Source organism: Paenibacillus provencensis, from assembly GCF_042678545.1.
GTDB classification, from domain to species: domain Bacteria; phylum Bacillota; class Bacilli; order Paenibacillales; family Paenibacillaceae; genus Paenibacillus; species Paenibacillus provencensis.
In genome coordinates, this window is record NZ_JBHTKX010000001.1 from 2823116 (window position 1) to 2844437 (window position 21322).

22 protein-coding genes are annotated in these 21322 nt (G+C 44.1%); 7 read left to right on the forward strand and 15 right to left on the reverse strand.

Annotated elements, in window-relative coordinates; genetic code table 11:
* Positions 1–7: 7 nt before the first annotated feature.
* From tsaD to ACFQ3J_RS13720, 6 genes are all read right to left on the reverse strand, one after another.
* Positions 8–1054 (reverse strand): tRNA (adenosine(37)-N6)-threonylcarbamoyltransferase complex transferase subunit TsaD, encoded by a 1047-nt coding sequence (gene tsaD, locus ACFQ3J_RS13695; RefSeq protein ID WP_251582147.1) that lies wholly within the window; start codon positions 1052–1054, stop codon positions 8–10.
* Positions 1051–1572: a ribosomal protein S18-alanine N-acetyltransferase gene (rimI, locus tag ACFQ3J_RS13700; RefSeq protein ID WP_091153783.1), complete on the reverse strand. Its 522-nt coding sequence runs from the start codon at positions 1570–1572 to the stop codon at positions 1051–1053. Before rimI ends, tsaD begins: the two co-directional genes overlap by 4 nt.
* Before the next feature lie 20 nt (positions 1573–1592).
* Positions 1593–2414, reverse strand: a complete 822-nt coding sequence (gene tsaB, locus ACFQ3J_RS13705) for a tRNA (adenosine(37)-N6)-threonylcarbamoyltransferase complex dimerization subunit type 1 TsaB (RefSeq protein WP_251582149.1) — start codon at positions 2412–2414, stop codon at positions 1593–1595.
* 2 nt (positions 2415–2416) lie between these two features.
* On the reverse strand, positions 2417–2899 hold the full coding sequence (gene tsaE, locus ACFQ3J_RS13710; RefSeq protein ID WP_379293004.1) for a tRNA (adenosine(37)-N6)-threonylcarbamoyltransferase complex ATPase subunit type 1 TsaE: 483 nt from the start codon (positions 2897–2899) through the stop codon (positions 2417–2419).
* Positions 2900–3068: 169 nt separating this feature from the next.
* Complete coding sequence (locus tag ACFQ3J_RS13715; RefSeq protein ID WP_379293006.1) at positions 3069–3254, reverse strand: H-type small acid-soluble spore protein; 186 nt, start codon at positions 3252–3254, stop codon at positions 3069–3071.
* Between the two features lies 1 nt (position 3255).
* Positions 3256–3579 (reverse strand): hypothetical protein, encoded by a 324-nt coding sequence (locus ACFQ3J_RS13720; RefSeq protein ID WP_091153775.1) that lies wholly within the window; start codon positions 3577–3579, stop codon positions 3256–3258.
* Positions 3580–3763: 184 nt separating this feature from the next.
* Between ACFQ3J_RS13720 and ku the strand changes: the two genes are divergently transcribed.
* The 4 genes from ku (at position 3764) to ligD (ending at position 7637) form a co-directional block, all read left to right on the forward strand.
* The gene (ku, locus tag ACFQ3J_RS13725) at positions 3764–4687 is read left to right on the forward strand and encodes a non-homologous end joining protein Ku (protein ID WP_091153773.1); all 924 of its coding nucleotides are present in this window, start codon (positions 3764–3766) and stop codon (positions 4685–4687) included.
* Positions 4688–4892: 205 nt separating this feature from the next.
* Positions 4893–5753 (forward strand): VOC family protein, encoded by an 861-nt coding sequence (locus ACFQ3J_RS13730; protein WP_251582153.1) that lies wholly within the window; start codon positions 4893–4895, stop codon positions 5751–5753.
* A gap of 33 nt (positions 5754–5786) precedes the next feature.
* Complete coding sequence (locus ACFQ3J_RS13735; protein WP_251582155.1) at positions 5787–6743, forward strand: ATP-dependent DNA ligase; 957 nt, start codon at positions 5787–5789, stop codon at positions 6741–6743.
* Positions 6744–6746: 3 nt separating this feature from the next.
* Positions 6747–7637 (forward strand): non-homologous end-joining DNA ligase, encoded by an 891-nt coding sequence (ligD, locus tag ACFQ3J_RS13740; protein WP_251582157.1) that lies wholly within the window; start codon positions 6747–6749, stop codon positions 7635–7637.
* A 137-nt stretch (positions 7638–7774) separates the two neighbouring features.
* Here the strand turns inward: ligD and ACFQ3J_RS13745 are convergent, their stop codons facing one another.
* Positions 7775–8662, reverse strand: coding sequence for a YitT family protein (locus ACFQ3J_RS13745; protein WP_091158969.1), 888 nt, complete (start codon positions 8660–8662; stop codon positions 7775–7777).
* A gap of 183 nt (positions 8663–8845) precedes the next feature.
* Entirely contained in the window at positions 8846–10285 is a 1440-nt protein-coding gene (gene cls, locus ACFQ3J_RS13750) for a cardiolipin synthase (protein ID WP_251582159.1), read from the reverse strand.
* A 279-nt stretch (positions 10286–10564) separates the two neighbouring features.
* On the opposite strand from cls, the gene ACFQ3J_RS13755 reads away from it, so the two are divergent.
* Positions 10565–11917 carry a hemolysin family protein gene (locus ACFQ3J_RS13755; protein WP_379293010.1) on the forward strand — a complete coding sequence of 451 codons (1353 nt, stop codon included), beginning with the start codon at positions 10565–10567 and terminating at the stop codon, positions 11915–11917.
* Between the two features lie 107 nt (positions 11918–12024).
* Here the strand turns inward: ACFQ3J_RS13755 and ACFQ3J_RS13760 are convergent, their stop codons facing one another.
* The 5 genes from ACFQ3J_RS13760 to ACFQ3J_RS13780 all read right to left on the reverse strand — a co-directional run bounded on the left by ACFQ3J_RS13760 (position 12025) and on the right by ACFQ3J_RS13780 (position 17047).
* Complete coding sequence (locus tag ACFQ3J_RS13760) at positions 12025–13104, reverse strand: AI-2E family transporter (RefSeq protein ID WP_251582161.1); 1080 nt, start codon at positions 13102–13104, stop codon at positions 12025–12027.
* A gap of 138 nt (positions 13105–13242) precedes the next feature.
* Complete coding sequence (locus ACFQ3J_RS13765) at positions 13243–14022, reverse strand: ABC transporter permease (protein WP_251582163.1); 780 nt, start codon at positions 14020–14022, stop codon at positions 13243–13245.
* Positions 14019–14924 carry an ABC transporter ATP-binding protein gene (locus tag ACFQ3J_RS13770; RefSeq protein WP_251582165.1) on the reverse strand — a complete coding sequence of 302 codons (906 nt, stop codon included), beginning with the start codon at positions 14922–14924 and terminating at the stop codon, positions 14019–14021. Before ACFQ3J_RS13770 ends, ACFQ3J_RS13765 begins: the two co-directional genes overlap by 4 nt.
* A gap of 73 nt (positions 14925–14997) precedes the next feature.
* Positions 14998–15375, reverse strand: coding sequence for a hypothetical protein (locus ACFQ3J_RS13775; protein ID WP_139236936.1), 378 nt, complete (start codon positions 15373–15375; stop codon positions 14998–15000).
* A 400-nt stretch (positions 15376–15775) separates the two neighbouring features.
* On the reverse strand, positions 15776–17047 hold the full coding sequence (locus ACFQ3J_RS13780; RefSeq protein ID WP_251582166.1) for an O-antigen ligase family protein: 1272 nt from the start codon (positions 17045–17047) through the stop codon (positions 15776–15778).
* Between the two features lie 244 nt (positions 17048–17291).
* On the opposite strand from ACFQ3J_RS13780, the gene ACFQ3J_RS13785 reads away from it, so the two are divergent.
* A complete protein-coding gene (locus ACFQ3J_RS13785; protein WP_251582167.1) occupies positions 17292–18368 on the forward strand; it encodes an acyltransferase family protein in 1077 nt (358 codons plus the stop codon).
* Positions 18369–18466: 98 nt separating this feature from the next.
* Positions 18467–20251 carry a right-handed parallel beta-helix repeat-containing protein gene (locus tag ACFQ3J_RS13790; RefSeq protein WP_251582168.1) on the forward strand — a complete coding sequence of 595 codons (1785 nt, stop codon included), beginning with the start codon at positions 18467–18469 and terminating at the stop codon, positions 20249–20251.
* A 17-nt stretch (positions 20252–20268) separates the two neighbouring features.
* Here the strand turns inward: ACFQ3J_RS13790 and ACFQ3J_RS13795 are convergent, their stop codons facing one another.
* Both ACFQ3J_RS13795 and ACFQ3J_RS13800 read right to left on the reverse strand, forming a co-directional pair.
* Positions 20269–20754 carry a hypothetical protein gene (locus ACFQ3J_RS13795; protein ID WP_251582169.1) on the reverse strand — a complete coding sequence of 162 codons (486 nt, stop codon included), beginning with the start codon at positions 20752–20754 and terminating at the stop codon, positions 20269–20271.
* Positions 20755–20783: 29 nt separating this feature from the next.
* Positions 20784–21284: a VanZ family protein gene (locus tag ACFQ3J_RS13800; RefSeq protein ID WP_379293329.1), complete on the reverse strand. Its 501-nt coding sequence runs from the start codon at positions 21282–21284 to the stop codon at positions 20784–20786.
* Between the last annotated feature and the right edge of the window lie 38 nt (positions 21285–21322).

Here is a 21322-nt window from a genome sequence, read left to right on the forward strand (position 1 = left end):
ATTACACTTAGGATTTAACGGACCACGCTTCGAGTGACAGCCCGGGCTGTGCCTGCAAATCAAGGCCGGCCAGCTCGCCTCGCTGCCATTTCAGATGTGCTGCCGCGCCAATCATAGCCGCATTATCTGTGCAATATTCCATCGGCGGGATCAGAAGATGAATGCCCTCCTTGGCACAACGCTCCTCCAGCGCCTTGCGCAGTCCACGGTTTGCCGCTACGCCTCCGCTTAATAGAAGCTGCTTCGAACCATAGGCACGCACGGCTCGAATGGCTTTTTCGACCAGCACCTCAACAACGGACTCCTGGAACCCCCGGGCCACCGCTGCCGGGTCAAGCGTTTCCTTCTTCATGGATGCTTGGTTCACCACATTGAGCACGGCAGATTTAAGTCCGCTGAAGCTGAAATCATAGGAATCAGCCTCCAGCCATACCCTAGGAAGGGTCACCGCGTGATCCGCCTCATGCGCCATGCGATCCACATGGGGACCTCCCGGGTAAGGACAACCCAGTGCACGCGCCACCTTGTCATAGGCTTCGCCCACCGCATCATCGCGCGTTCGGCCAATCACTTCGAATTTCCCTTCTGCTTCCATATGCACAAGCTCCGTATGTCCCCCGGATACGACGAGTGACATTGCCGGATACTCCAGCTCTTCAATTATGCGGTTCGCATAGATGTGCCCGGCAATATGATGAGTTGCAATGAGCGGCTTGCCAAGTGCCATCGCGAGTGTCTTCGCTGCAACAATCCCTACCAGCAGAGCCCCGACAAGGCCCGGCCCCTGGGTGACGGCAATAGCCGATAGATCCTGCGGTTTAATTCCCGAAGCGGTAATCGCCTCTTCGAGCATCAGAGTAATAACTTCAACATGCTTGCGGGACGCGACCTCCGGAACAACGCCGCCAAATGCTTTGTGCGTCTCCACCTGGCTGGAGATGAGGTTCGCTAGTACCTCACGTCCGTCCTTGACGACAGACACCGAGGTTTCATCACAGCTGGTTTCGACAGCAAGTATATAACTGGATTGTAATGTATCGGATGAGTGTGTCATGAATCCTTTAAACTTCCTTCCTCTTCACCATCAGAACCATGATCAATGCTGGCAGGCAGGTCAGCCCACATAATAAGCGCATCTTCATTATTATCCGAATAATACCCCTTGCGGAGTCCTGAAGGCTTGAATCCTTTTTTCTTATACAGGTTCTGGGCTACGGTATTGGATAATCGTACTTCGAGTGTCATTCTCGACATACCCAGGTAAGCTGCCGTCTTCATTATCTCATGGAGCAGCTTCTCGCCCAGCTTCCGTCCACGGTAGGCTTCTCTCACCGCAATATTCGTAATATGGGCTTCATCAACAATCGTCCACATTCCGGCATACCCGATAGCCTTACCGTCCAATTCCATGATCATATATTTCGCAAAATGATTCTGTGTCAGCTCATTCACGAACGCCGTTTCCGTCCACGGCAGGGTAAAACACTCTTGCTCTATGACGAGTACATCTGGAATATCCTCCAGCTTCATAAATCTAAATTCCAACCGTCCGGTTTGCTCCTTGCTCTCCATGCCCCAACGTACGACTCCCTTCATCCTTTGCGTAGAAGATTGGCTTCTGCTTCCGCAAGCTGTGTGTAATTCGGAATGAGCGTATGCACATCATCGTGTAGACCCGCCTTAAGCTTCATAGCACCCAGCTTGCCCACATATCTTCCTTCCATGTCATACGGCATAAGCACAAGCTCACAAGACAAACGGTCTCTCAGCTTCTCGATCGTCTCTGCGTGTTGCGACACTTCCCCTGCAAAAATAATGCCTGCAGGCCGGCTTGAAGCTTCTGTCTGCTCATACTGCTCAGCAAGCTTCTCCGTCCATGGCTCGACCAGCCGAATGCCGTCCTCTTCAAGCCGGTGCATTGGCTTCTCACCATCGTATCCTTCAAACCATGCGGTGTAGGCTTGTCCTCTTCTCGCATCCATCAGGGGAACGACCCAGTATTGTACCTGCTCTGCCTTCACTTGATTTCCTGAATCCGTTGAAGCTGCTCCAATCTTCTTGTTGTCCTTGAGAGAACCAATTCCTCCCCAAGCCAGTGCTTCCAGGCTGGACACGGATGCAACAGGCACACCCCACGCCCAGGCAAGCGTCTTCGCAGCCGTTACCGCGATGCGGATACCGGTGTAGGAGCCGGGGCCAATTCCAACGGCAATACCGCCGATCTCCGTTCGTTCTATATGTTGTTCTTTCATAAGGTCCTCTAGCGCCTGAACCACATGCACGGCATGATTCCGCTCCGTACGTGAATTCGACTCAGAGAGCACCGTCTCGTTCTCCATCAATGCCGCAGCAAGTACCGCTGTTGACGTATCCAACGCCAAAAACCGCTCACGCGGCTTCCGTTCTTCGTTCATCCTCAATCGACTCCACTTCTCTTCAAATCTTCGCACCAGTCCGTGTAAGGCGAGCCGTAACCATTCAAACGAATGACACGTTCTCCCGTCTCCGTCACCGTCATCTGGATATGCAGATGAGCCTCCGGCAGCAGCTCAGAGATAATACTGGACCATTCGACCAGGCTTACACCATTGCCATAGAAATATTCATCCAGCCCGAGCCCCTCTGCTTCATCGAGCGTAATCCGGTAGACATCCATATGATACAGTGCAAGTCTGCCTTCATACTCTTTGATCAATGTAAAGGTGGGACTATTCACGACGCCCTCTACACCTAGGTACTGTGCAAAATATTTGGAAAATGCCGTCTTCCCTGCACCCAGATCACCATCAAGGGCGATAACAGAGCCAGGCACCGCGAGTCTGGCCAGATGGGAAGCAAGCCGCTCTGTATCCTGTACACTACTGGAGTGGTACTCCCACTCCTGATGCTCGTGATTCAATATGCTAACCTTCTTTCGGTCTATCATTCAAGCAATAACAATGCATTTCACTAGTTTCAGGTCAAATCCTTCATCTCATTATATAGTTCTCCATCTTCCCAAGCAAGGTAAGGAAGACACACAAAACCCGGGGTACTATGACCCCGGGTTCATATTCACTATCGTATGATTAGCTCTCGACCAGACGATCCACTCGGACCGTATGCGTCTCCAGCGGATTGTTACTTATCTGCACGGTTGCCATTTGGTTCTCTACGTCCACATGCTCAATCCATACGGGTTGTTCCCCGTCCAGCTTGACGGGGATATTTTCCTTCGCCTCATAAATTGCTTTTGCACGGTTTGCATTCATCATGTTATAGATCTCCTTCTTCCTTATTAATCTCCAGCTCATGCTCATCAAATAATGCATCTGAAGTGCTGTCTCCGATATATCCATTGTCGTAAGTGACCTGTCCACCGCCCAGGCCCTCGTTCACCATACGATCGACGTCGAACGCTGTTTCCTCCATCGTCTCTTCATCTCTTGCTTCTGGCGTTGTTACCTCATGCCAATCCACCATATCGACAGCAAGCATATCCGTCCCGCTGAGAGCATCCAAGAATTGATCAAATCCACCTGCATCTCCATTCTCCCTGTCTCTTCTCTCCGGCTCGTACATATCGCTTGTTCTGGACATGTCGTCTCCCCTTCACCATTTTTTAATCCGTAATATGTCCAGATGAAGCGATATTCATGCACGAAGTTCTTAAATTATGCCTCCTAAAGCTTCTTCAGCTTCCATTCAATAAGGTTATAACCGTCTCTTTTTGCCCATAATAGCAAGAAGGATAATACAACAAATTATATAAGGAGGGATGATCATGCATACCGTCTGGAAAGGCGCGATCAGCTTCGGACTGGTTCATGTCCCAGTCAAAATGTTCTCTGCTACCGAGGACAAGGATATTTCGATGCGATATATTCATACCGAATGCGGCAGTCCGCTCAGTTATATTCGCAAATGTCCATCCTGCGATGAAGAAGTGAAATGGGAGGAAATTACTAAGGGGTACGAGTACGAGAAGGGAAAATTTGTGCTGTTTGAGAAGGATGAGCTGGATCAGCTGTCCGAGCAGGCCAATAAGAGCATTTCGATACTTGATTTCGTCAATTTAACGGATATTGATCCGATTTACTTTCAGAAGACCTATTATTTATCTCCTGATCAGTCTGGAGGCAATGCTTATCAGCTGCTGATGACAGCCATGCGGGAAACAGGCAAGATTGGAATTGCCAAAATCTCCATCCGTTCAAAGAGCAGCCTTGCGGCTATTCGAGTGCTGGAGGATTGTCTTGCGATTGAGACGATATTTTACCCTGATGAGATCCGTCCTGTGTCCCAGGTTCCTAATCTTCCCGAGAATATTGCGGTCAACGACAAGGAGCTCACGATGGCCAAAATGCTGATCGATCAGCTCAGTACGCCATTCGACCCGGAGAAATATACTGACGATTATCGCGAAAAACTGCTTGAACTCATAAATCATAAAGTCGCAGGGGAAGAGTACAAGATTGCTCCAGCCAAGCCGGAAGCGAATGTCGTCGATCTTATGGCGGCGCTTCAAGCAAGTATTGAAGCCACCCAGCAGCAGCCACCGATTGTAACCGATCCAGGGCCGGCCAAGCCTGCCAAGAAACGGACTACTCGTAAAAAGGATGCCTCCGCAGAAGACAACCGCGAAGAACCGGTCGTCAAGCCGAAGACGAAGCGCAAAACCGCCAAAAAGAAAGAGACAGGTGCTTAATCTTAGCTTGAGAAGCTTTACATTACAGCTTTGGCCTGATCGTCCGTCATTTGATTATTCGGTCATCTGGATTCTTGTTTACATGTATGTACGTTATCATTGACGCGTCCATAGAGACACTATATACTAACTTACATAAAGTAACTTAATGTAAGTTAGTAATTTTTTAGTTCATATGGACATGATCAAGGAGGCTATTAAACACATGACATACTCTATTCATCCCGCTACAACGCTGGGCGAAGTGAAGCTTCGCGTCAGCGAGCTTACACGCTCTATCGATTTTTATGAACGAGTCGTAGGACTCAAGGTGCTGTCTCAGCATGGAAACCAGGCCGTACTAACCAGTGACGGTGTCCGTTCACTTGTCGTATTGGAGGAGCTTACGGATCCCAAGCCGATCCGCTCAAGAAGCCATGCCGGGCTGTACCACTTTGCCATTCTTCTGCCAGACCGGGAATCCCTGGGTCTTGCACTTCGTCAACTGATTGACAGCGGTATTGAAATTGGTCAAGGCGATCACAGTGTCAGTGAAGCACTGTACATTAACGATCCGGATGGACACGGCATTGAGATTTATGCTGACCGGCCAAGAAGTGTATGGCGCCGCGATGAGAAGAATCATTATATTATGGGAAGCGATCCTGTTGATGTTCACGGACTGCTGGCGCTGGCGGGCGATAAGCCGTTTACCGGACTGCCTGCAGACACCGTCATCGGCCATGTGCATTTTCATATATCCAGCCTCCCAGCAGCCCGCGAATTCTACAACAAGCTGCTTGGATTTGATATTGTGCTGGATGATCCACGCTTTCAAGCGGTATTTGTGTCCGCTGGTGGATATCACCATCATATCGGGCTTAATATTTTGGCCGGTCAGAATGCGCCGGCCACCCCTCACGATGCGCTAGGAATTGATTACTTCACTATCATATTTGAGGGTAAAGAAGCGTTCGATGAAACGCTGCTGCGTCTTCAATCCGGCGGATATGCCGTAACAACTCAGGAGTCTGAAGCCTATGTTACAGATCCATTTGGTATTGGAATTCGCATGGTTTATAAGTAATTAATTATTGTATTAAAGGAGAAGCAGCTGATAATGGAACTTACGCCGGTCATTCCCTTTGAACCGATCCGAACGAATCTTTTTCCTGTCGGCCCTCCCTGGATTGCCCAGGTGAAATGGGACGGTGTCCGCATGCTAACGTATTACGACGGGCATGAAGTGAAGCTCATTAATCGCAAACGGAATGACCGGACCCTGCAGTACCCCGAATTTACACAAGCGGATGTCTATTCATCCGCTTCTTCTTTTATCCTTGACGGAGAGCTGATTGCATTCAGAGAGGGCAAGCCGTCTTTTCACGAGATCATGAGACGGGACAGCCTAAGGAGCGAACGCAGTATCCGGCAAGGCCTCAAGAGCGTTCCGGTTACCTACATGGTATTTGATATTTTGTACCTGAATGGTGTATGGGTTACGGATAGACCGCTGTCGGAGAGGCAGCAGCTGCTCGCTGAGATGATCAAGCCTCACCCGCAGGTACAGCTGGTTCAGAATTTTCCGGATGGCAATGCCTTGTTTGAAGCGGTCAAAGCCCAGCAGCTTGAAGGTGTCGTGGTCAAAGACCTGAACAGCACCTACGCCATGGACGGCAAGGACAATCGGTGGCAGAAACGCAAGAAGAACGGGGATTTATATGCCGTTATCGGCGGGGTTACGTTCAGGGACAAGCTCGTCAACTCACTTCTGCTGGGTCTGTATAATGAACAGGGAGAGCTTGAATATATCGGGCATGCCGGAACTGGCAGATTTACCGTCCAGGACTGGCGGACACTAACGGAACAAGCGCTGAGCATGGGTGTGAAGCATATGCCTTTTGTCAATATACCCGGTAGGAATCAAGGCGCACTGTGGATACAGCCCGAGCTTGTCGTGCGTGTTACCTTTCTCGAATGGACACCCGGCGGAACGATGCGTCACCCTACGATAGAGAGCTTCGCCCCTCATATCCCTGCAGCAGAATGCCGAGTAGCACAGAAGGAGGAGAACTGACCTATGCCGCGTTCGATTAAGGGCACGATTCAAATTGAAGGACAGGATATTACAATTACGAATCCAGACAAGCCTCTCTGGCCCGAAGCCGGTGTCACGAAATCGATGTATTTGCAGAAGCTGGCAGAGCTCTCCCCTTATCTGCTGAAATACTGCAGGAACCGGCTGCTCACGACCATCCGGTATCCACATGGGATTCACGGCGAATTTTTTTATCAGAAAAATGCACCTGAGCCTCTCCCTCCTTATGTCAAAACGGCGGTTCATGAAGGGATCAACTACATTGTGATGGAGGACCTGCCTGTCCTTCTATGGCTTGGCAATCTGGCTGCACTTGAGTTTCACCCTTCTCTTCATTATGTGGGCAGTAAGCTGCCCTGTGAATGGATGATCGATCTGGACCCCAGCCTGCCGGAAGAGCCCCGAATTATGGAAGCCGCGCACCTCGTCGGACAGACCCTAAATTCACTTGGCATTCAATCCGTACCCAAGACATCGGGTGCCACAGGTGTGCAGATCATTGTGCCCATCCAGAGCGGGATTACGTTCGAGGAGCTCCGAACGCTCGGTCATTTTGTCGGTATGTATGTATGTCAGAAGCATCCAGACTTATTCACATTGGAACGGCTGAAGAAGGACCGGGGCGACAAGATCTATTTTGATTATCTCCAGCATTATGGCGGTAAAACCTTGGCTGCCCCCTACACTCCACGCGCCAGAGAACACGCCTCCGTCTCGACGCCTCTGTTATGGGATGAGGTGGCAGCAGACGTACGGCCGAAGGACTTCCATCTGCTAAATATTGGCGCACGTCTAGCAAAGAAGGGTGATCTTCTCGCTGCTCTGCCGCCGCAGCCACTGGAGAATGTATTGAAGCACCTGAACAAGAAGTAGGTTATGACAGAACCGAAGCTGATATGATGTGTCATGAAGTGAGGCAGATCACATCCGCGCATAAAAAATACCCGGTACCCTAATGAATCTTAGGGATACCGGGTTCTCTATACATATACCAATAACAGAAGTCATCGCTAGTGAATGCCTTTTTTCTTGAAACGTCCGCCTTTTACATCATGAATATTACCAATCGCCACAAAGGCCTGTGGATCCCAGTCCTCTACGATGTTCTTCAGCTTGGCTTCCTCCAGACGCGTAATGACGACGAAGATCACCTTCTTCTCGTCCCCGCTGAATCCGCCTTCTCCATCGAGGTATGTAACCCCGCGGCCCAGACGATCTGCAAGAGCTTCTCCGATATCACGGTACTTCTCACTAATGATCCATACCGACTTGGATTGATCCAATCCTTCAATTGTGACGTCGATCATCTTCATCGCAATATAATACGCAATCATGGAATACATCGCGTTCGGCCATCCAAACACGAAGCCTGCCATAACGAAGATGAACACATTAATGACCAGAACGACCTGTCCGACGGAAAATGGAGACCTTCCACTCACCAGAATTGCGACAATCTCTGTTCCATCAAGAGAACCTCCCGAGCGGATAACGAGTCCTACTCCCACTCCGAGGATAACACCGCCAAAGACAGCGCCAAGCAGCGGCTCATTCGGCGTTAATGCCTGAACATGATGCAATAGGTGTGTACCGATCGACATAATGATAATACCGAACAGTGTAGATACCGCAAAGGTCTTGCCAATCTGCTTATACCCAATCAGAAGAAACGGCAGATTGAACAGTGTCAGCAATACACCAAGCGGCAGACCGAAGAGCTGAGACACCATAATCGATATCCCTGTAATACCACCGTCAATAACGCCATTGGGAATTAGAAAAATCTCAAGAGCTACAGCCATGAGCGATGCGCCGACGACGATCATAATCGCACGCTGCAGCAGCCGCAGACTAATTGGAGAACTGTTTGCCTTCGTCTGTTTGCCCGGACTTGGCATCATTTCCTTCGTTGTCATATTTGACATAGAATCCCCCTATTCTTTTAACCTTTCTATGTCCGAAAGACATGACCTGATACACTATTATACCATACTCCACATCCAGAAATCACGAAAAGAGTCAGCAACGACGAGATAATGGAATAGAAAGCTGGTTTTTCCCACAGAAATCACCCAAAATCCTTAGAGCAGAGGAGATAATAACCTACACAGGATTTCAGTGGATTTGCCTAATTTCGAACGCTTAATAAACGTGCTTAATTCGAGCTTCATGCTATGGCTTAGATCCCCTTCAAAATCAGTCACCAGTCTCTTGATCGCACTCTCTGAATACATGACCGAGGTCAATTCAAAATTGCTGTAGAAGCTGCGCATATCCAGGTTAGCCGAGCCGACAGACGCCAGCAAATCATCAACAATGATGACCTTGGAATGAATGAAGCCTTTCTTATAACGATAGAACTGAACTCCCGCCGTCAGCAGCTCTTCCACATAAGACAGCGTTGCCTGAAGCACGACCGCATAGTCTGCCTCATACGGAATGAGAATTCGCACATCCACTCCTGCATAGACAGCCGTCTTCAGTGCAGTCATGAGCGCATCGTCCGGTATAAAATACGGCGTTGTAATGTAGATCCGCTTGCTCGCTTGTGTAATGGCACTGAAGCAAACTTCCTGAATCAAATGCCGCGTCTCATCCGGTCCGCTCTCCACAATCTGAACCTGCTCATCAACCTGGCAGTCATGTGGTGGGAATAAGGAAGGAATGCGATCCTCTTCTACTGTCTGCCCGGATACCATCTCCCAGTCCTTGAGAAAGGTCGTCTGCAGGAAATATACAGCGTCGCCGCTGATCCGCATATGCGTATCACGCCAGAAGCCCATTTTCTGCGATTGACCCCGGTACTCATCCCCGATATTCATTCCTCCGGTATACCCGATCGTACCGTCGATAACGACAATCTTGCGATGGTTACGATAGTTCAGCTTACGCAGCTTCATCGCAAGGCCCGGGGGCAGGAAGAAGTGAATCTCGATCCCCGCCTTCTTCATTCTCTGAATAAAGGGCTTCGGAAGGGCTTTGCTGCCGAACCCGTCGCAGATGATACTGACTTTTACGCCTTGCTCAGCTTTTTCAATAAGGAGATCCTGAAACATGGTGCCGATAATATCATCACGAAAAATATAAAACTGGATGTGAATATGATGCTGTGCCAGTTCTATATCATGGAGCAGGGAAGCAAACAGCGGCTCACCTTCCGTAAAATACTTCGTCTCGTTGCACCCCGTAATTGCACTATTCGGCATGTGGGACATCAAGTTAAACAGCCGGTTGTGAGCTGTAAATGTTGCGCTGTGCATGTCTTCTACAGTCGTTATCACTTTGGTCTGCGAAGAGAGATGCTGGTGAATGTGCTCCCACACCTCACTCTTCACATGCTTCCTCATCCGATGATAGGGCCGGCCGGCCAGGAAATAGAGAATGATTCCAATAACAGGCAGGCAGATGGATAGAAGAATCCATACTCCCGCCTTGACCGGTCTCTCATACTCCAGTACAAATAAGAGGACCGTTTGCAGGAAATAAAATAAGATCAGTATAACGATGACCAGCCAAATCATGAGCCAGCCCCCTTCTTATGTATAGATTCGGAGTCATCTATACAGTGTGACAAATTTTTGCAAAAAACATGCATATCCGAGCTAAAAAATATGGGATATGGACTCAAGATACAGTGATGTAATCAAATCGCTTGACATTCGCTGTGCATTAGGGCGTATTTTCAGACGGCCTGAATTGAGCTATAATATTCGTTAAACTGAATCAAATTCATAAATTATTCATCAAATGAATTTGATTCGACTTTATAGTTTAAATTCATGAAGAGGAAGAGATGTGAAATGGAAGAAGGTAGTAGGTACGCGTTAAACCTGGCCTTCGTGGCCGTATTGATTGGTTTTTCGGCATTTTTTGTCGCAGTGGAGTTTGCGATTGTACGTGTAAGGACGAGTCGATTGGATCAACTGATCGCAGAAGGGAACAAGCGAGCCGCCGCGGTTAGGCAAGTGGTTGCTAATCTGGACGGCTATCTATCCGCCTGTCAGCTGGGGATCACGATTACCTCGCTGGGACTCGGATGGCTGGGAGAGCCAACCGTAGAGAAGATACTGCACCCTCTTTTTGAAAGAATGCATGTACCGGAGGCCGTAGGATCCTTCTTATCCTTCTTTATCGCCTTTATGGCGATTACTTACTTACATGTCGTAGTCGGCGAGCTGGCACCTAAGACGGTTGCGATTCGAAAGGCAGAAACGGTCGCCATGTTAACGGCCAAACCGATCATTTGGTTTAACAAATTAATGTACCCATTTATTTTCGTCTTGAACGGCTCTGCTAACGGTCTTGTTAAGCTGTTTGGCGTTAAACCTGCTTCTGGGCACGAAGAGGCTCACTCTGAGGAAGAGCTGCAGATTATTATTAATGAGAGCTTCGAGAGCGGCAAGATTAATCAGAGCGAATTTGGATATGTAAGCCGGATCTTCGCTTTTGATGAAATGCTCGCCAAGGAAATCATGGTTCCGAGAACCGATATGGTATGCTTGTACGTCAACAAATCTGTTGAAGAGAATCTCGCCATCATTCGTGAAGAGCAGTACACCCGGTTCCCGGTCGTGAATGAGAATAAGGACGATATTATCGGCATCATTAATACGAAGCAATTTTTCCTGGAATATTACGGAGACAACTCCTCCGATATTGACATTACCGGTCTTATTCAACCGATTCCCGCAGTTCACGAAACAACACCGGTTAAAGAACTGCTGCACAAGATGCAGCAGGAAGGCAATCATATTGCCATCCTCGTTGATGAATATGGCGGAACCTCGGGTATAGTCACGATTGAAGACGTGCTGGAGCAGATCGTCGGAGAGATTCGGGATGAATTCGACGCAGATGAAGAAGAAGAAATCCAGATTATGGATAATAACTACATTATATTTAATGGGAAGGTATCTCTGTCCAAGGTAAATGATCTACTCCTCGCCACACTTGACACTAACGAGTGGGATACCATTGGAGGATGGCTGTACAGTCATCAGCCCGAGATGAATGAACAAGAAGAATACGAATTCGAAGGACTCACCTTCATTCTGCTGAAGAAGGAGAAGAACCGCTTCCTGAAGGTGGCTGTTATTCCGAGAGAACCTCTGCCTGCCGCGAGCGGCGAAGAGGAATCCGCACTTGCAGAGTAATTCGTTACTATATAAATTGATAAGGCCCGCATGTCTGTTCGTGACAGATCTGCGGGCCTTACTGTGTTAGATCTAGAGAGACTCCACTATGGGAACAACTGCATGGGCTACGCCTTCTCCCATTTGTCCTTGAAGAAAATATGGTACACTTTGGTAATTACAATCTTCAGCGTCATATAGAGCGGAATGGCAAGAATAACCCCCAACAAGCCTGCAATATCGCCACCCACAAGCACAACGACAATCGTCGTAATCGGATGGATATCGAGCGATTTGTTGAAGATATACGGCGCTAGCAGGTTATCCTGAATTTGCTGTGCGGCAAGGATAATCACCAATGCCCAGATTGCCATGGAAGGTGACTGGATGAAGGCAATGATGACAATCGGCACCGAAGACAAGAATGCCCCGATGAAGGGGATGAAATTCATAATGACCGCAATGACCGTCAACAGCAGCGCGTACGGCAGATCAATGATCAGAAATCCAATATACATTAGTACACCAAGCGACACATTAATGATGACACGACCGACGATAAATCCACTGAGAGAGCTGTCGATTTCATCCATCAGATCCGTGCCCTCGTCACGGAAACGCTTAGGCATGAAGCCTACAATCTTCTCCCCGAATTTCCCGCCTTCCTTCAGCATGAAGTACAGAATAATCGGTGTGACAAACAACACCATAATGAAGCCGGAGAAGAATGATACCACACTGGACATGTAATTGGTCAGTACCGTAAATCCTTGATCAATGACTTCAGTGATCCGAGATAGAATGTTAGTTCCCTCTGGCAAGATCTGTGCCAGTATTCCACTCTCTTCCAGCTCCTCTACTTGCTCTGTCAGCATTCGAACCAAATTCGGCGCATTCTCGATGAATGCGAGGAACTGTTCCCGAAGCGACGGCCAGATCCCGATAATAAATCCAGCCATAATCAGACCGAATACCAGGTATATGAGAAAAATGGCGAGCGTTCGATTGACTCTTCGTTTATGCATCAGCTCAACAAGCGGCCTTAGTAAATAATAGAAGAAGCCTGCCAGCATCGCCGGAACTAGTATCACACTAAGTAGAGAAAATAGCGGATTAAAAATAAATTTGACCTTGTCACCCAAGAAGATAACAAGCAGGATCAGGATTATACCGATACAGAATCGGAAAAACCTGTTGGTTTGAGCCAAGTTCACTTCCTCCATTCATGTCTATTTCTATTGTAAATATGTAAGTCACACAACAAGTTATGCAACCTCTTCTTCCGCAGCATTCCTAGACATTATAGCAAATGAAGGTATCCATAATCGAACGACAAGACTTCTATTCTAAGCAGCCACGTCTCTCTTATGAAAGACATAAAAGGTAATACCCATAAATAGAACATAATAAACAGCAAGCACCGCAATAGAGAAGCCCAGGCTCATCACACTGTTACCTGAACCGAACATATATTGACTGAGGTCCATGTTAGTGAACAGAACGTATTTCCCCCAGAAATAACGATCCGGATCAAAGATTAAACCAAAGATCCCTTGCGTAAACAAGATAAATAGAGATAACCCGATGGCAAGGGCTCCTGATCTGAATACCGTGGATAGCATAAATGCAATCGCCAAGGTGATAAACAAGTCCACATATTCATACAGCCAGCTGACGAACGCATAACCTGCAGGTGTGTAAACTCCCGACATCTGTGACACGACAGCCTCCGTAGACATCAGAACCGAGCACGTAAGCAGGGATAACCCTGTCATAAGGAGCGTAGTCAGCAGACTGAATATCAGTACGGATACATATTTGGAAGCCAGAATCTTGCTTCGGGTCCACGGACGAATCAGCAGCAGCTTAATCGTACCCCAAGAGAATTCACCTGCCACCGAATCGGCCGCAATCACGACCGCAAAGATCGTATTCAGGAAGCTGATGAACGACACCGTGAGCATAGCCCCTTCCCAATAGTAGGTTGAGGCTCCTCCCCCCGTGCTAGATAGCAGATAAGGAATGAGGATTGACATCACAATGATAATCCCGAGCATCACCCAGGTCCGTATACGGAGGTAGATCTTCATATTCTCATTATGTATCAGCATCAAAAAGTTACTCAAGTACGCTCACCTCCCGTCATTGCAAGGAACTGATCTTCGAGGGAGCTGGTTCTGGAACGAATGCCATAGACCTTGATGCCATGCTGAACCAATCTTGCATTCAGCTCGGCGGCTTCGTCTCTTGTACAAGATATGCTCAGCACAGGACCCTCAGTACGTCCCTGTCCTGCCAGCCTGAATGCTGCCTCGGTATCGCTCACCTCGAACGTATATTCTTGAACCTCAAGAGCGCCGTTCTCCGGTCTCAGCTGCCGGACATCAATCAGCTTCCCACCCTGGATGACCGCTACCGTATCACACATCAGCTCCATCTCGGACAGCAAATGACTGGATACGAAGACTGTCGCCCCTTCCGTAAGCGTGAGCTTGCGCAAATAATCTCTGAGCTCCCGAATGCCCTGCGGGTCTAACCCATTCGTAGGTTCGTCCAGAATGAGCAGCTTCGGACGATGCAGAATGGCTTGTGCTACGCCAAGCCGCTGACGCATGCCAAGAGAATATGTCTTGACCTTGTCATGTATCCGGTCACTGAGACCAACAAGCTCAATTGCTTCCTGAAGTCGCTCTCTAGTCACTCCTGGTGACATCCGGGCAAAATGAACCAGGTTCTGGTAGCCTGTCAGGAACTTGTACATCTCCGGATTCTCCACAATGGCGCCAACCTCACGGATGGCATCCTCAAACTGGGTCTTCACGCTGTGTCCAGCAATGAAGATATCCCCGCTGCTAATGGACATCAAGCCTACCATCATGCGGATCGTGGTCGTCTTCCCCGCGCCATTGGGTCCTAAAAAACCAAAGACCTGGCCTGGATATATATCCAGAGTCAGGTCTTGCACGAGATGGCGGGAAGAAATGACCTTACTTACACCTTGCATACGAACGACAGGTTCCTGGTGCATGTAAATGCTCACTCCCTTTTGGTAATGTTCGAATGGGAATTCGAACAAGGATTCTCACTCATAGACTTCGAGCCTAGTGTAACATAATTTGTGAGAACCTGTCCCGCGTATTTGCTGGGATGAAGCAATTCTGTACCTCACGCTCTGCTTGAGGCTCCGAATGATCCTCCTCCGTGGCAGGAGCGGCTTCCTGGTGCTCTTCCTCCGCTTGCTCACCCTTCTGGCAGCAGAGGCAATAGCCCAGCGGCATTTCATTTCTGTAAAATCCGGTCCGGAAGACCTGATTGAGTATGATATGGGGAAGGTCTTTCATCCTGGAAATGGACTGTTCATATGATAGACTACCTGAGACTTTGGCCTCTTCTATTCCTCTCGACTCCATTGGATATTTCGTGTCTACCGACAATATCCTCCCACAGGCGACACAATAAAATCGACTCGTCATAATCACTTCAGCCGTCCTCCATTCATAAAGACAGATAGTTTCAGTGCCTGTGAAACCAACCGCAGGGACACTCGTTCAATCAATCGCATAAATCGATTCTTTTCGATACAAATTGTATCTTGAACATAATGGAGTCCCATATTTTTGTCAAGAATTTTTGAGGGTTATTAGATAATTAACCAGGAATAGGGCGGGAAAACGCTTTGTTATAAGATTTTAAAATGTGCATATGCGAATTCTTTAATTGTTATTCACAAGATACAATTTGTATACTTAACTCTAATCTCTCTCTTCATACCCAGCAGATAAAAATAAAAATAATATAAAAAAAGTACATCCTATATCGAATGATAAGGATGTACTTTTTTTAGTTTTGCAAACTAAACTACATTTAGGATATTCTCGATCACTTAAAGATATTCGTACTTCTAACAAAATCTTCAGCAAACATGGAACCAGGCTTCTTATTACATAATAGAAGTGAATCCACTTTTAATTTCTTAATTCTTGTTTGAACTGAAACGTAAGTCACGCTAATCAAAAACAATAACCAGTAAATCGGAATTGAATTCAGAAATCTACTATCAGTAATATTGTATGCGGGAAAAAATATAAGAATCCCTAGTGTAGCTAACCAATAAGGAGTATTATCGGACAATTTAATATTAACTAGAAGGTTATAAACTGTTACTAAAATAATAACTAAAATTAAAGCTAATCCAACAAATCCCACATCTAACCATAAGTCTCTCCAACCACTATGACTGCTTGTTAAAATGATTCCTCCACTATCACTTAAAACACGATCTAGTTTTCCCCAATACCCTTGATAACCGTATCCGAACCACCAATTTTGAAGCATAGCATCATTTAAATTGGTCCAAATAGTTGTTCTACCTGTCAAGTCAGAAGATTTACCAAATAGGCCAAAAAATGAATCAATATTTATATATACATAACAAGCAATTGAAAGTGTAACAGCTCCAGAAATCCAAAATATAAATTGCTTTAATGAAAAACTATTTAATTTGTAATAAGTAAATATGAATAATAGAATAGTACAAATTAACACTGACAGGATAAGCGCTGTAGAAGAACCTGATTTTATTAATAGTATAAAATTTACAAAAATAATAGATAAATGAACCATTTTTAATGAATTTCTCTTAAACAAAAACGATAAGTTTAAGATACAGGATAACAACGTAACTGTCCCGAGGGTATTCTTATGTCCTAATAATCCTTTCCAATGTCCTGAGTGCTCTGACCCTACAGGATGAACTGCAAAGGAAGGCAAAATAATACTTGTAATTAAATTTACAACACTAAGAATGCTCAAGGAGATTAATAGTAATTTTAGATATTCATTCGGGGTATATCTTGTAACTACAAATAAGCAAAATAACGAAATAATAAGAAACTTGTATATTTCTAAGAGACTATAGACTGTTGAATCAGACCATGCAAACGAAAAGGAAACCAAGACAATAAACATTGTGACTAATTTATTAGAACCGATTGTTTGCCAAATTTCCTTTTGTTTTGGAAGTAGACAAACATAACAATAAAGCCCAATTAGAGTGAATAAAGCATAGACTGGTAAAGAATATGTATAACCCTGAGTCAGCATTGGAATACAAAATATAATGAATACAGAAATAGTAAACACCTTATTCATAAATCACCATCCATCATTATTCTGTGCTGATATTATCTTATCACATCAAAGATACAAATTGTATCTTTTGTTTGCAAACTGGACTTATATAAGGGTAATCTAATTTTTCTGAGATAGTATTACATAAGTAGTAAGTTCTTTTTGTGTTGCAAAACTTACTTGAAATATTTAAGCAACTTAGTAATAGACATAGCAGCCTCCAAATGATACATTTTGTATTATAAGTGTTTAAGGAGGACATTCAGTGAAATTGAAAAACATCTCAAATATAAAAGGTGTGCTTATAATTCTCGTAGTGTTTGGCCATTGTTTTCCTCTAATTTCGAGGAATGAGCCAATTGTTAATTACATTTGGACCTTTATATACAACTTCCATATGCCACCTTTTTTCTTATTATCAGGCTTACTTTATTATAATAGTAGTAAGATAAAAAAGATCTCTGGCAAGAAATTTGTTTTAGGGAAGTTGAAAACTCTGATGATCCCCTATCTAACTGTATCCTTATGTTCTTATCTTCTTATATATTTCCTAAGCAGTGTTCCTCTATTTAATAATCTACTTTCAAGAGCGGGTTATGGAGAAATTAAATTTAACGAGATGATATACTCCATAATTACAAACAATAATCATATTGATCAACATCTTTGGTTTGTGTATGCCTTGTTTTTAATCTTTTTGTTTCAAGTGTTTTTGGATAAAGCAACAGATAATCACATACTAAAATTCATCCTAACTTTAGGGATTAGTTTATTGGGAAGTTTCATTTTTACTCAAGGCTTGGTAAGCAAAGTGTTTTACTTTTCTTTTTATTTTTATATCGGTAGATATTTTCTTAATAACTGGAATAACTTCTCTAATATCACTTTAAAAACCTCACTTATTAATATTGTAATGTTTTTTGGTACTAACTCATTACTTACTTATCTATCTATTGCAAATCTCGGCACTTCAGTACTAACAGAGATTATGCAGTATTTTGTAGCAATACATTCAATATTTGCTCTAATTTCACTAATAAGATTACTAAGAGGAATTCAGTTACTTGAACGTCTATCACAATTACTGGGTAATAATTCATTCATAATTTATCTCTTGCATCAACCTTTTTTAGTAAGTGGTGTTTCAGGCGTAATAATTCTTATGAATCAAAACATCATCCTTTACAGCCCATTTATAACAGTATTAGGTATTATGGTTCCTATAATCATTTATAATTTTCTTATTAAGAAAAACAATATCATTTCTTTTCTATTTACGGGTAAAGCCACAAAACCAAGCAAATCTATAGATTCAACCAAGAAGTCAATAAATATAAACTAAAACAATCAGAAACCTCTTTTTTGAAGCAACATAATTATTAACATAATCTTATTATAATAACTCTTGTCAGGAGGGCTCTGAAAAGGAGAGAAACTAAATTGTTAAAATTAATCAATAAATTCAATATCAGCTTTCTTACTATACTTATATTATTCAATTTACTTATTCCGTATTCTCAATCTAGTGCTGGCAGTCAGTATTATGTTGCTACTAATGGAAATGATTCGAATTTAGGAACAGTTAATGATCCATTTAGAACTATACAAAAGTGCGCTCAAGTTGCTACGTCTGGAGATACATGTGTAATAAGAGGAGGAATATATAGGGAAACGATTACTCCAAAAAACTCAGGAACATTAAGTGCACCTATTACTTATAAAGCATATGCTAACGAATCCGTACGTGTAAGTGCCACAGAATCAATAAATTCCGAATGGACTAAACACACTGAAAATATATATAAATTTAATAGTTTAAACACATACCTTGGGCACGGAAAAAACCAACTTTTCTTGAATGGTACAATGATGACAGAAGCAAGGTGGCCCAATATTTCTTCCTCACCAGTCTTTATCAAGAGAAATGATCTAGCCAAAAGCTCAATGGGATATCTTGTCACTGAAGATCCAATACCCGGACAATTGGTTACTGCAACTCTGAAAGATGAGCAACTATCCCAATTTTCTCAACACTTTTTCAAAGATACTCAGATAAATCTTCTAACTGGATCGCTTTGGACTCCAATTACTGGAAAAGTATTGCAATCTGCAAATGATTCACTTCAATTTTCCTATAAATATAACCAGGGAGGAGTTTATTATGATGTAAGTCCTAATACATACTATTATATTTGGGGCAAACTAGAACTTCTTGATTCTCCAGGGGAATGGTATATCGACAGTTCATCAAACGTATATTTTTGGCCTCCAAATGGATATAACCCAACTAACAGCAATATTGAGGTAAAAACGAGAAACTCAGTATTTGATCTAAGAAACACAAAGAACATAATTTTAAATGGAATTCAAATTTTTGGGGGAACAATTCAAACCAATACAGTTACTGAAAACCTTTCGTTGCTAAATGTAAATATAAAATACCCTAATCACTATCAATACATTAGTAATTGGTGGGAAATAGTCAATGGAATTACTTTTAACGGAGCAAACACTTTAATTCAAGACAGCATTATTGGTTATGTTGCTGGAAGTGGTGTGAAGATAGTCGGCGCTAATAGCAGAATAATTAATAGTGTAATTCATAATACGAACTATACTGGAGGAAACGGAGGACTACTCATGGCCTCTGGACAAGGAGTTCAAATTCTAAATAACACTTTATTCAATTCAGGATCAGCAAATATTATAGACCTAAGAGATTGCTCCGGTTGTATTGTTAAAAGAAACGATATTTTTGGAGCAGGTTCACAAACAATAGATGGCGGAGCAATAATGATAACAAGAGATAGTAATGGTGGTAATACGGAAATAGGATATAACAAGATTCATAATAATTATGGAGTTCAAAACCCAAGTTTAAGATACTATGGTACTTCTGGTATATTCCTCGAAGGGAACGTTAGTAATTATAATATTTATAACAATATCATCTGGAATACAAGCGCACGTGCAATTACAGTTCATCCAAGCGGAAGGATGAATATCAGCAATATTAATATTGCGAATAACACATCATATATGGACGTAACAGAAAATGGAGTGCGAGATAGTGGAACATTTTATTTTCCTTCAGAATTAATTGGAAACGGGATTAATACAAATAATAATATATATAATGGTAAGCCCTATGATGCCCCGATTAATTTTGAAGTAGGTTCTTCATTAATAAAGCCTTATATACCTGGTAAATTAGCAGATGAGTAATTTCATAATAATAGATTCTACTCCACCTTCTGAAACGACCATAATACACGCCATTCCCCCGATTCCTGGGCAGCATAAACAGGTTGGACAATGTCGAAGTTTCCAAAAGAGGAATGGTAAGTCTGAGTTACCGTAATCATATACACTTCACCTAGAGGTTCTTTGCCTTCAATTAACTGCACATCAAACACTCTCTTCGGTTCTGTCATTTCAAATTTAAATGTATTGGTCCCAAAATGCTGCATAAACACATGTGCTCTGGTCTGAACATAATCTGACTTTTTATATCTTTCCCTCATAAAGGAGTGAAATAACTCCCACGAGCTTCCAAAATCACCTTCTTGTTCATATGTATAAAATTCTTCAACAAGATTAACTGCCTTTTCTTCCTCACTCGATTCAAACGCTCCCCTTAAACTATAAAAAAGCAGGGCTACTAAACTGATCACAATTACAGTAGTAGCCAGCTTCATTAATCCTTTTCTTCGCCGTTTGCGCAGCATAAAGCTCCTCCTCACTTGTCCCTTGTAACTCAAGATATGAGAGAGGAGGAATTTTTAGACCTTCTTCGTTCCAAGATCCATTCAATACAGATTGCAATAAGAAGAGCAAGGCAGCCTCCACTGAGATCCAGCAGTACATCATACGGAGAAGATGTTCTGTTCTCTGAATACTTTTGAATGGTTTCATCTAGACTCGCGACCATTAGAATCAATAACAGAGGCAAGCAGTAGCTTAATAATCGTCTTCCCCATATTTTTCGAGTAAGCATATATATCAGTAGGGTTAAAACCCCATATACAAAGACGTGAGCAAATTTCCGAAATATGAATTCAATAAATCCGTAAGCATTGTTACGAAGTGAGTAAACCTTCTCCGCATAATGTATATGGATGTCAGGTAGAGTATAATTGATCTGAATGTGGTGAGAGATACTGGTTAGTAAAGGACGGATGCTCTGCTGCTGGTAGCTTCTCGTTGACATGTACAATATAAATACAGCCCATAAGAGAAGTAACAGTACAAGGAACATCTTGACCCGGCGTCGCTGCCTCTTTAGTTTTGTAATCT

Excerpts from the sequence above, each read along its gene's own strand:
- ACFQ3J_RS13745 (WP_091158969.1), bottom strand. The coding sequence starts at position 8,662 with ATGCCAAGTCCGGGCAAACAGACGAAGGCAAACAGTTCTCCAATTAGT.
- tsaB (WP_251582149.1), bottom strand. The coding sequence starts at position 2,414 with ATGAACGAAGAACGGAAGCCGCGTGAGCGGTTTTTGGCGTTGGATACG.
- rimI (WP_091153783.1), bottom strand. The coding sequence starts at position 1,572 with ATGGAGAGCAAGGAGCAAACCGGACGGTTGGAATTTAGATTTATGAAG.
- ACFQ3J_RS13770 (WP_251582165.1), bottom strand. The coding sequence starts at position 14,924 with ATGCACCAGGAACCTGTCGTTCGTATGCAAGGTGTAAGTAAGGTCATT.
- ligD (WP_251582157.1), top strand. The coding sequence starts at position 6,747 with ATGCCGCGTTCGATTAAGGGCACGATTCAAATTGAAGGACAGGATATT.
- ACFQ3J_RS13730 (WP_251582153.1), top strand. The coding sequence starts at position 4,893 with ATGACATACTCTATTCATCCCGCTACAACGCTGGGCGAAGTGAAGCTT.
- ACFQ3J_RS13720 (WP_091153775.1), bottom strand. The coding sequence starts at position 3,579 with ATGTCCAGAACAAGCGATATGTACGAGCCGGAGAGAAGAGACAGGGAG.
- tsaD (WP_251582147.1), bottom strand. The coding sequence starts at position 1,054 with ATGACACACTCATCCGATACATTACAATCCAGTTATATACTTGCTGTC.
- ACFQ3J_RS13795 (WP_251582169.1), bottom strand. The coding sequence starts at position 20,754 with ATGCTGCGCAAACGGCGAAGAAAAGGATTAATGAAGCTGGCTACTACT.
- cls (WP_251582159.1), bottom strand. The coding sequence starts at position 10,285 with ATGATTTGGCTGGTCATCGTTATACTGATCTTATTTTATTTCCTGCAA.
- ACFQ3J_RS13755 (WP_379293010.1), top strand. The coding sequence starts at position 10,565 with ATGGAAGAAGGTAGTAGGTACGCGTTAAACCTGGCCTTCGTGGCCGTA.
- ACFQ3J_RS13780 (WP_251582166.1), bottom strand. The coding sequence starts at position 17,047 with ATGAATAAGGTGTTTACTATTTCTGTATTCATTATATTTTGTATTCCA.
- ACFQ3J_RS13735 (WP_251582155.1), top strand. The coding sequence starts at position 5,787 with ATGGAACTTACGCCGGTCATTCCCTTTGAACCGATCCGAACGAATCTT.
- ACFQ3J_RS13800 (WP_379293329.1), bottom strand. The coding sequence starts at position 21,284 with ATGTTCCTTGTACTGTTACTTCTCTTATGGGCTGTATTTATATTGTAC.
- ku (WP_091153773.1), top strand. The coding sequence starts at position 3,764 with ATGCATACCGTCTGGAAAGGCGCGATCAGCTTCGGACTGGTTCATGTC.
- ACFQ3J_RS13715 (WP_379293006.1), bottom strand. The coding sequence starts at position 3,254 with ATGATGAATGCAAACCGTGCAAAAGCAATTTATGAGGCGAAGGAAAAT.